Annotated in this window: 9 protein-coding genes and 1 pseudogene; 3 read left to right on the top strand and 7 right to left on the bottom strand. The window is 67.4% G+C overall.

The genetic code is table 11. The features are described 5' to 3' along the window. Positions 1–581 (top strand): annotated as a pseudogene (locus AC6RA4_RS16700) (vitamin B12-dependent ribonucleotide reductase); the annotation flags it as partial. A 174-nt stretch (positions 582–755) separates the two neighbouring features. On the opposite strand, the gene AC6RA4_RS16695 reads toward AC6RA4_RS16700, so the two are convergent. Then, entirely contained in the window at positions 756–1,106 is a 351-nt protein-coding gene (locus tag AC6RA4_RS16695) for a hypothetical protein (protein ID WP_500162263.1), read from the bottom strand. A gap of 186 nt (positions 1,107–1,292) precedes the next feature. Between AC6RA4_RS16695 and AC6RA4_RS16690 the strand changes: the two genes are divergently transcribed. After that, a complete protein-coding gene (locus AC6RA4_RS16690) occupies positions 1,293–2,228 on the top strand; it encodes an AEC family transporter (protein ID WP_500162261.1) in 936 nt (311 codons plus the stop codon). A gap of 10 nt (positions 2,229–2,238) precedes the next feature. Here AC6RA4_RS16690 and AC6RA4_RS16685 read toward each other — a convergent pair whose 3' ends face one another. Beyond that, on the bottom strand, positions 2,239–3,750 hold the full coding sequence (locus tag AC6RA4_RS16685; protein WP_500162260.1) for a class I adenylate-forming enzyme family protein: 1,512 nt from the start codon (positions 3,748–3,750) through the stop codon (positions 2,239–2,241). A gap of 65 nt (positions 3,751–3,815) precedes the next feature. Between AC6RA4_RS16685 and AC6RA4_RS16680 the strand changes: the two genes are divergently transcribed. Beyond that, on the top strand, positions 3,816–4,436 hold the full coding sequence (locus AC6RA4_RS16680) for a helix-turn-helix domain-containing protein (RefSeq protein WP_500162258.1): 621 nt from the start codon (positions 3,816–3,818) through the stop codon (positions 4,434–4,436). Positions 4,437–4,502: 66 nt separating this feature from the next. Here the strand turns inward: AC6RA4_RS16680 and AC6RA4_RS16675 are convergent, their stop codons facing one another. The 5 genes from AC6RA4_RS16675 to AC6RA4_RS16655 form a co-directional block, all read right to left on the bottom strand. Next, positions 4,503–4,670: a hypothetical protein gene (locus AC6RA4_RS16675; protein ID WP_500162256.1), complete on the bottom strand. Its 168-nt coding sequence runs from the start codon at positions 4,668–4,670 to the stop codon at positions 4,503–4,505. A gap of 77 nt (positions 4,671–4,747) precedes the next feature. Then, on the bottom strand, positions 4,748–4,987 hold the full coding sequence (locus AC6RA4_RS16670; protein ID WP_500162254.1) for a hypothetical protein: 240 nt from the start codon (positions 4,985–4,987) through the stop codon (positions 4,748–4,750). 148 nt (positions 4,988–5,135) lie between these two features. Continuing rightward, a complete protein-coding gene (locus AC6RA4_RS16665; protein ID WP_500162252.1) occupies positions 5,136–6,425 on the bottom strand; it encodes a branched-chain amino acid ABC transporter permease in 1,290 nt (429 codons plus the stop codon). Next, positions 6,422–7,432 (bottom strand): branched-chain amino acid ABC transporter permease, encoded by a 1,011-nt coding sequence (locus AC6RA4_RS16660; protein WP_500162250.1) that lies wholly within the window; start codon positions 7,430–7,432, stop codon positions 6,422–6,424. The genes AC6RA4_RS16665 and AC6RA4_RS16660 overlap by 4 nt, the downstream gene beginning before the upstream one ends. Before the next feature lie 44 nt (positions 7,433–7,476). Further along, positions 7,477–8,301 carry an ABC transporter ATP-binding protein gene (locus AC6RA4_RS16655; protein ID WP_500162249.1) on the bottom strand — a complete coding sequence of 275 codons (825 nt, stop codon included), beginning with the start codon at positions 8,299–8,301 and terminating at the stop codon, positions 7,477–7,479. Positions 8,302–8,325: the final 24 nt, after the last annotated feature.

The raw sequence follows: 8,325 nt of genomic DNA, 5'->3' as shown, positions 1-8,325 counted from the left end.
ACGGCGTGCCGCTGGAGGAGTTCGTCGACGCCTTCACCTTCACCAAGTTCGAGCCCGCGGGCATGGTGCAGGGCAATGACAGCATCAAGAACGCCACCTCGATCCTCGACTACATCTTCCGCGAGCTGGCGGTCTCCTATCTCGACCGCACCGATCTGGCGCATGTGAAGCCCTCGGGGGCGACCTTCGACGATCTCGGCCGCGGCGAGGAAGAGAGCGTGTCGAATGTCGAGGAGCTGTCTGAAAACACCGCGGCGCGCTCGCTGGAGATGCTCAAGCAAATTTCCTCGACCGGCTATCTCCGCAAGCGCCTGCCGCAGGAGCTGGTGGTGCTGCAGGGCGGCCAGCGCACTGGCACCGGCCCGGTGGCCTCGCATGGCGCGGTGAGCGCCGAGGCGGTGCAGAGCACCGTCGCGACGCTCAGCACCTCGACCTCGGCGGTGGCGATGGATGCCCGCGCCAAGGCCCGGATGCAGGGCTACGAGGGCGATCCGTGTGGCGAATGCGGCAACTACACGCTGGTGCGCAACGGCACCTGCATGAAGTGCAACACCTGCGGCTCGACCAGCGGCTGCAGCTGAGGAAACGGGGCAGGGCGCGCATGTGCCCTGCCGGAAATCTGGGGTGGCCGCGGTCACCCTGCGCGGGCGGGGCCGCAGGCAGAAGACGACGAGCGGTAAGAAATACCGAGCCCCGTCAGCGAACCTTTGAAGGGCCCCCTTTGCGGGGCCATTTTTTCTTTTGTATCTCGCGGCTTAGCGGATCGAGAGCCGCAGGGTGAACTGCTCGTAGGCGGGCGCCCGGAACAGCTGGAAGACATTGACCCGGTAGCTGCCGGCGCTGGTGCGGAAGCTGAAATCCTGCTGGCAGTCGCTCACGCCGGGGATGGTGAAGCAGGTGTTGTCGCTGCCGAAGAGCTGCAGCCGCGCGGTCTGGCCCGCGCCGGTGCCGAAGGCAAAGCAGAGCGGCGCGTTGTCGGTGACCCGGCCCGAGACCTCGCCGGACGAGGCCCCGCGGGCAAAGCGGATCTCGGAGCAGGACTGGGCAGAGGCGGATCCCGCGGCGGCGAATAGGCAAACCGCGAGCGCCGTCAGAGCATGTTTCATGGCAATTCCCCAAAATGAAAAAGTCGGTTTCGCGCGGAGCGTGCGCCCCGGTGCAGTTAATACCCTTCGAGCCTAAGCGCTGAGCGTTGCCTGCGTCCAGTTTGCTGTGATCGGCGCTCCGGGAAGGCCACGTCTTTGCATCGTGGCAAGCAGCGGATAGAAAGTGCGCATACAAAAAGGCGTTTCATGTTCGCACCTCTCCTCACGCTGTTGCCGATCTACCTGCTGATCCTGCTTGGATTCGGCGTTATCAAGACAAGGCTGGTGTCGCCCGAGGCGCTGCCCCAGCTCAGCCGCTTCATGCTGATCGTCTGCGTGCCGGTGCTGATCTTCTCGGCGGTGGCCAATGCCGGCGATCTGACCGCGTTCAACTGGGGCTTCATCCTCGCCTATGCCGCCGCCTCGCTCGCCACGCTGGCTCTGACGCGCGAGATCCTGCGCCGGGTCTTCGGGCAGGGGCCGGGGCAGAGCTGGGTTGTGGCGCTCGGGGCAACCACGCCGAACTCGGTGTTTCTGGGCTATCCGATCACCATGATCGTCTTTCCCGAGGTGGCGGACCGGCTGTTTGCGTGGATCATCGTGGTCGAGAACATGATCGTCATCCCTCTGACGCTCACGCTGGGCGATGTGCTGAGCCGCCAGCACGCGCTGCCGCCGGCGCAGGCGGTACGGCACACCGTGAAAACGACGCTGCAGAACCCCACGGTGATGGGGCTGCTGGCGGGGCTGGCCTTCGGCGCCACCGGGCTGGCGCTGGCCGCGCCTCTGGAGAAGACGCGGATGATGATCGTGGCCGCGGCGCCGCTGGTCTCGCTCTTTCTTGTCGGTGGCAACGTGGCGCAGTCGAAGCTGCACGAGGTCGACCCGCCGGTCTTCCTGCTGGCCGGGATGAAGCTGCTGTTGCACCCGGCGCTGACCTTCACGGCGCTGTCGCTGCTGCCGGGCTTGGCGCGCGAGGAGGTGCTGGGCGCCACGCTTTTCGCCGCCATGCCGATGTTCAGCCTGTCGGTGATCTTCGCCGCCAAGTACCGTGCCGAAAAGCTTGCTTCCTCCGCGCTGGTGCTGGCCACGCTGCTGGGCGCGGTGACGGTCGGGCTCTTCGTGGTGCTGGTCTCGGCCTGAGCTGGAAGGCTCAGGAAATCGCTTGGTCTTTCAGCGCCTTGCGGATCAGCTTGCCGTTGGCGTTGCGCGGCAGCGCATCCACTCGCACGAAGGCGCGCGGCTGCTTGTAGCGCGCCAGACGCTCGGCGGCGCGGGCGGCGAGCATGTCCTCGTCAAGCTCTGTCTCGGCTACGTAGAAGGCCGCGATGACATGCACGCCCTCCTTGACCGCCACGTCGGTGACGCCGATCTCGGTGATGCCGGGCAGGTCCGCCAGAGCGGCCTCGACCTCGATCGGAGAGACCCGGTAGCCGCCGGCGTTCATCATGTCGTCGCCGCGCCCGAGATAGCGGATCTGGCCGTTCTCATCCATGCTGCCCTGATCGCCGGTCAGGAACCAGTCGCCCTGGAACCGCGCTTCGGTGTCCTCGGGCGCGCCGACATAGCCCAGCATCAACCCTGGATCTGAGCGGTGCACGGCGATTGTGCCGGGCTCACCCAGAGGCACCGGCGCGCCATCCTCGCCCAGGATCGCCACGCGGCGCCCGGCCTGCGGGCGGCCCAGCGTGTCGGCATCGCAGGGATGCGCGGGCGCCGAGGAGATGAAGGTCGAGCATTCGGACATGCCGAAGGCCTCGTAGATCTCGTTGCCGGTGGCAGCGCGCCAGGCATCGCGGGTGGCGGCGGTGAGCTTCTCGCCCGCGGCCAGCCCGTGACGCAAACGCGGCATCGGCGGCAGCGGGATCTTCAGGAGCTTGCGATAGACGCCGGGGGCGGCGGCGAAGATCGTCGCGTCGTTGCGCTTGAGCAGCAAGGGAAGCTGCGCCGGATCGGTGCCCGCCGCCGGGATCAGCGCGGTGGCGCCCATGGTCCAGGGATCCATCAGCCCCGTGCCCAGCGTGTAGGTCCAGTTGAAGGCGCCGGCATGCAGGAGACGGTCGTTCGGGTGCAGCCCGTACCAGCCCTCCATCATCATCTGCCGGGCCCAGATCGCCCGGTGGGCATGGCCCACGGCGCGCGGAAACCCGGAGGTGCCGGAGGTGTAGATGATATAGGCCAGCCGCTCGGGATCGCCCATGTGCCAGGGCGCGGGCGGCAGGTCGTGCCAGGCCTCGAAGACCTCGGGGCCGATAACCGGGATCGTCGTCTCTGGGCAAGCGATGCCGTCGCCGCGCAGGATGGCGGCAGGGTTCAGCTGCGCGAGCATCGGCGCCACCTCGCGCTCGGTCAGCTGCGAGGAGGTCGGCACCGGCACCAGCCCGGCGGCGATGGCGCCGAGATAGGCGATCGGGAAATCAACTGTGTTGCCGAGCCGCATGAGCACGATGTCCCCGGGGGCAAGCCCGGCTTCGAGCAGCCCGGTGGCGGTACCGCGCACGGCGGCGATGAGCCGCCCGTAGGACCAGCGCGATGCGCCTGTCGGCTTGACGATGGCGAGGGCGATCTTGTCGGGTGTGGCGCTGCCCGCCTCCAGCACGTGGGCGGCGAGGTTGAACGGCGCGGGGCAGGGCGCAAAGGCGCCTTCGTCGAAAAGCGAGACCATGGCATTGGCTTAGGCCCGCTCCGGATTTGTTGCAAGGCTCCCGTGGCGGCCCTATAGCAGGGCGCATGACGCGCGACCCGAAGACCCTGATCCGCCTGGCGCGGGAAAATGGCGAAGAGGCCTCGGCCGAACCGCTCGACCTTGGTGCGCGCGTGCGCGAGCTGCGCAAGGCGCGGGACTGGACGCTGGAGCAGGCGGCCCGCGAGGCCGGGCTGGCGCGTTCGACGCTGTCGAAGATCGAGAACGGGCAGATGTCGCCGACCTACGACGCGCTGAAGAAGCTGGCGGTGGGTCTGGGGATCGGCGTGCCGCAGCTCTTCACGCCGCCGAAGAAGGAGCAGGTCTCGGGGCGCATGGTGCACACGCGCGAGGGGCAGGGACTGCACCAGGCGACTGTGACCTACGAGCACGAGCTGCTGGCGGAAAGCCTGACCAAGAAGAAGATGCTGCCCTACCGCGCCCGGGTGCGCGCCCGCAGCATGGACGAGTTCGACGGCTGGGTGCGCCATGATGGCGAGGAATTCCTCTACGTGCTCACCGGGATCGTTACGCTTTACACCGAGTTCTACGAGCCCATCGAGATGCGCCGCGGCGACAGCGCCTATTACGACGCCAGCATGGGCCATAACGTGGTCTCGGTCAGCCCTGAGGACGCGACGATCCTCTGGGTCACCTCGCTGGGCTAAGCGCCGTACACGCGTGACCGGAGCGCGTCTGAGGGCGGGCTTCCTCGACCGCGCCGGCAGGCGGTGTCAGCCGTCGCGCGCGAGGGCCGCAAGGCGGGCCAGCTCATCCTCGGCGCACCAATAGGCGAGATCCTCGGGCAGCGGCTCGGGCGCGGTGCGCGCCGGGTCTGCGCGGCGCTCTACCTCGGGTTGGGCAACGGTGATCGGCTTGGGGCGAAAGAGAAAGGTGAGCATCGCGCAGTCCTCCAGCATCTGCCGCCGAAACGCCGCGTGGGCGTGCCCGGTTCCCGCCGCCCTGCCGCTTTTCCTGCTCAGCCCGCAGCGCGCTGGATCTGCTCTGGCAGGCGCTCGGGGAACAGCAGGTCCTCGACCTCGCGCCGCGCCTCGGCCAGCGTCAGGTCATGGCGATGCGCGACGTGGCGTGCGACCTCCTCGACCTGCGGCGGCGCAGCGCTCAGCTCGGCGCCATCGACCAGCGGGAAGCGCCGCTTGAGCCGCGCGGCGGCCTGGTTCCAGTTCCGGGTGATACGGGTCCATTCCATCTGTCTCATGTCGGGCAAACGTCCGCTATCGGTCTCTGTTCCATCCAAATTCGGGTGCCCCGCCAAAGCGGCGGATCCCCGCAGGTCGCCGCGAAGGAAAAGGCCCCGGTTCTGCAACCGGGGCCAGCATGAGGCGCAAGACGTTAAGACCTGATTATCAGCGCTCGGGCAAAAGACCCCGTGGCGCGAAGCGCAGCACCAGCAGAAGGATCACGCCCATGGTCAGCAGCCGCATGTGCTGCACGCTGCCCAGCAGATGCGCCTTGAGCGCCGAGCCATCCGCCATGCCGGCGGTGATCACGCCCATGAACCACTGGCCCATCGGCTCGACCTGGACCCAGAGGAACCAGATCAGGAACCCGCCCAGCACCGCGCCGAGATTGTTCCCCGAGCCGCCGACGATGACCATCACCCAGATCAGGAAGGTGTAGCGCAAGGGCTGGTAGCTCGACGGGGTGAGCTGGCCGTCGAGCGTCGTCATCATGGCGCCGGCGATGCCGCAGAGCGCCGAGCCCAGGATGAAGATCTGCAGGTGCCGCGCGGTGACATCCTTGCCCATCGCCTCGGCGGCCTCCTCGTTGTCGCGCACCGCCCGCATCATCCGCCCCCAGGGCGAATTCAGCGCCAGCTGCGCCAGCACCAGGAGCACCACCAGCACCACGGCGAAGAGCACCGAGTAGCCGAGCTTGACGTAGATCGTCGAGGCGGTGGTCGGGTCGAGCCCGAGGCTTGCGGCGGTCTCGACAAAGCCCGGGTCGTTCTGCAGGTCGATCTCGTAGGGAACGGGGCGCGGCAGGCCGATGACGTTCTTGACGCCGCGGGTCAGCCAGTCCTCGTTCTTCATCAGCGCGATGATGATCTCGGCGATGCCCAGCGTCGCGATGGCGAGGTAGTCCGAGCGCAGCCCCAGCGCGGTCTTGCCGATCACCCAGGCCACGCCCGCGGCGAGCAGCCCGCCCACCGGCCAGGCCAGCAGCACCGGCAGGCCAAGCCCGCCGAGGAAGCCGGTGGCGGCGGGATCGACGGATTCGATGGCCGAAACCGCCGGGTCGAGGATGGCGCGGTAGAGGAAGAACCCGCCCACGGCGATGGCGGCGACCGCCCAGCCGCGCGTCTTGCGCGGCAGCCGCTTCCAGGCAAAGACCGCGCCCGTGATGGCGGCAAGCGCAAAGACGATGCCGCCGATCACCCGCCAGCCGCCGGCGGACCAGGCCTCGGGGACCGGCGCCACCGCGGTCAGCACCACCGCCAGCCCGCCAAGCGCCACGAAGCCCATGACGCCGACATTGAACAGCCCCGCGAGGCCCCATTGCAGGTTGACGCCAAGCGCCATGATGGCGCTCACCAGCCCCATGTTGAGGATGATCAGCGCGGAGTTCCAGCTCTGCAGAAACCCGGTGCCGAGGATCAGCGCCGCGACCAGCGCGAAGAGAGCGAGCGTCCTCATACCGATTTCCCCTTGAACAGACCCGTCGGCCGGAACAGCAGCACGATGATCAGGATCACGAAGCTGACGGCGAACTTGTAGTCGGTGGACAGGAGCTGCACGAGCCCCGAGGGCTCGAGGCTTTCGGGCAGCAGGTAAGTGAGCACCTTCTTCCAGGCATAGGTGATGCCGACCTCGGAGAAGGCGATGATGAAGCCGCCAGCAATGGCACCGAGCGGCGAGCCCAGCCCGCCGACGATGGCGCTTGCGAAGATCGGCAGCAGGATCTGAAAATAGGTGAAGGGCTTGAAACTCTTGTCGAGCCCGTAGAGCGTCCCCGCCACCACCGCGAGCGCCGCGACGATGATCCAGGTGACCATGACCACGCGCTCGGGATTGATGCCCGAGAGCAGCGCCAGGTCCTCGTTGTCGGAATAGGCGCGCATGGATTTTCCGGTGCGGGTGTGGTTGAGGAACCAGAACAGCAGCGCCACCACGAGGATCGCCACTACCACGGTGATCGCCTGCGTCGATTTCAGCGCCAGCCCCTCGTCGAGCCCGGTCATCGCCTTGAACTCGCGGGCCGAGATCAGGAAGCGCTCGCCATCGGCGAAGTTCTGGTCGCCGGGGCCGATGATAAGGCGGGTGAGGCCGTTATAGATGAACATCACCCCCATCGAGACGATCACCAGGATCACCGGCTTGGCCTTCTGCTCGCGGTAGAAGCGATAGACCAACCGGTCGGTGCCCAGCACCAAAAGCGAGGTCAGCACGATGCCGAAGGGGATCGCCAGCAGCGCCGTGGGCAGCGGGCCGAAGCTCACGCCCATCGCCTGCAGCCCCCAGGTCACCAGGATGGTGAACATGGTGCCGATCGCCATGGTGTCGCCATGGGCAAAGTTGGAAAACCGCAGGATACCGTAGATCAGCGTCACGCCAAGCGCGCCGAGCGCCAGCTGGCTGCCATAGGCAATGGCGGGGATGAAAACGAAATTGGCCAGCGCGACCAACGCGTTGAGAAAATCCATCACGGGTGCTCCCCGGTGTGTCTTGTATCAGGGCAGGCCATGGCTCAGCCCCCCAGGAAGCTGCGGCGGACCTCGTCATCCGCGAGCAGCGCCTTGCCGGTGCCGGTATGGGCGTTGCGCCCCTGCACCAGCACGTAGCCCTTGTCGGCGATGGCCAGCGCCTGGCGCGCGTTCTGCTCGACCATCAGCACCGGCAGCCCGGTGCGGGCGACCTTGATGATGCGGTCGAAGAGCTCGTCCATGACGATCGGGCTGACCCCGGCAGTGGGCTCGTCGAGCATCAAGACCTTGGGCTTGGTCATCAGCGCCCGGCCCACGGCCACCTGCTGACGCTGGCCGCCCGAGAGCTCACCCGCCGCCTGCTTGCGCTTGTCCTTGAGGATCGGGAACAGCTCAAAGACCTGCTCCATGGTGCCCGAGATGTCGTCGCGCCGGATGAAGGCGCCCATCTCGAGGTTTTCCTCCACGGTCATCGAGGTGAAGATGTTGTGGGTCTGTGGCACAAAGCCCATGCCCTTCTGCACCCGCGCCTGCGGCGTCAGCTCGGTGATGTCCTCGCCGTCGAGCCGCACCATGCCCTCGCGCAGGTTCAGCATGCCGAAGACCGCCTTCATCGCGGTCGACTTGCCGGCGCCGTTGGGGCCCACGATGACGGCGATCTCGCCGCGATCCACCGCGATGGTGCAGGAATGCAGGATATCCGCGCCGCGGCCATAGCCGCCGGTCATCGCCTCGCCGATCAGGAAGGGCCCGCCGGGGGCAGGGTGCTCGTGCCCGCCCGCATGCACCGGATCGTCCTCGCCCATGCCGCGCGGGTTGGTGATGGTGGCGTCCTGGTTGCCACGGTCGTCATAGGGCCCGCCGCTCATGAGAAGGCCCCCTCTTCTTTGGTT

Source organism: Salipiger sp. (assembly GCF_059781815.1).
This window is presented reverse-complemented; position numbering and strand designations above follow the sequence as displayed.

Coding starts and splice junctions, on each gene's coding strand:
- AC6RA4_RS16675 (WP_500162256.1), bottom strand. CDS start 4,670: ATGCTCACCTTTCTCTTTCGCCCCAAGCCGATCACCGTTGCCCAACCC.
- AC6RA4_RS16685 (WP_500162260.1), bottom strand. CDS start 3,750: ATGGTCTCGCTTTTCGACGAAGGCGCCTTTGCGCCCTGCCCCGCGCCG.
- AC6RA4_RS16660 (WP_500162250.1), bottom strand. CDS start 7,432: ATGGATTTTCTCAACGCGTTGGTCGCGCTGGCCAATTTCGTTTTCATC.
- AC6RA4_RS16695 (WP_500162263.1), bottom strand. CDS start 1,106: ATGAAACATGCTCTGACGGCGCTCGCGGTTTGCCTATTCGCCGCCGCG.
- AC6RA4_RS16670 (WP_500162254.1), bottom strand. CDS start 4,987: ATGAGACAGATGGAATGGACCCGTATCACCCGGAACTGGAACCAGGCC.
- AC6RA4_RS16680 (WP_500162258.1), top strand. CDS start 3,816: ATGACGCGCGACCCGAAGACCCTGATCCGCCTGGCGCGGGAAAATGGC.
- AC6RA4_RS16655 (WP_500162249.1), bottom strand. CDS start 8,301: ATGAGCGGCGGGCCCTATGACGACCGTGGCAACCAGGACGCCACCATC.
- AC6RA4_RS16665 (WP_500162252.1), bottom strand. CDS start 6,425: ATGAGGACGCTCGCTCTCTTCGCGCTGGTCGCGGCGCTGATCCTCGGC.
- AC6RA4_RS16690 (WP_500162261.1), top strand. CDS start 1,293: ATGTTCGCACCTCTCCTCACGCTGTTGCCGATCTACCTGCTGATCCTG.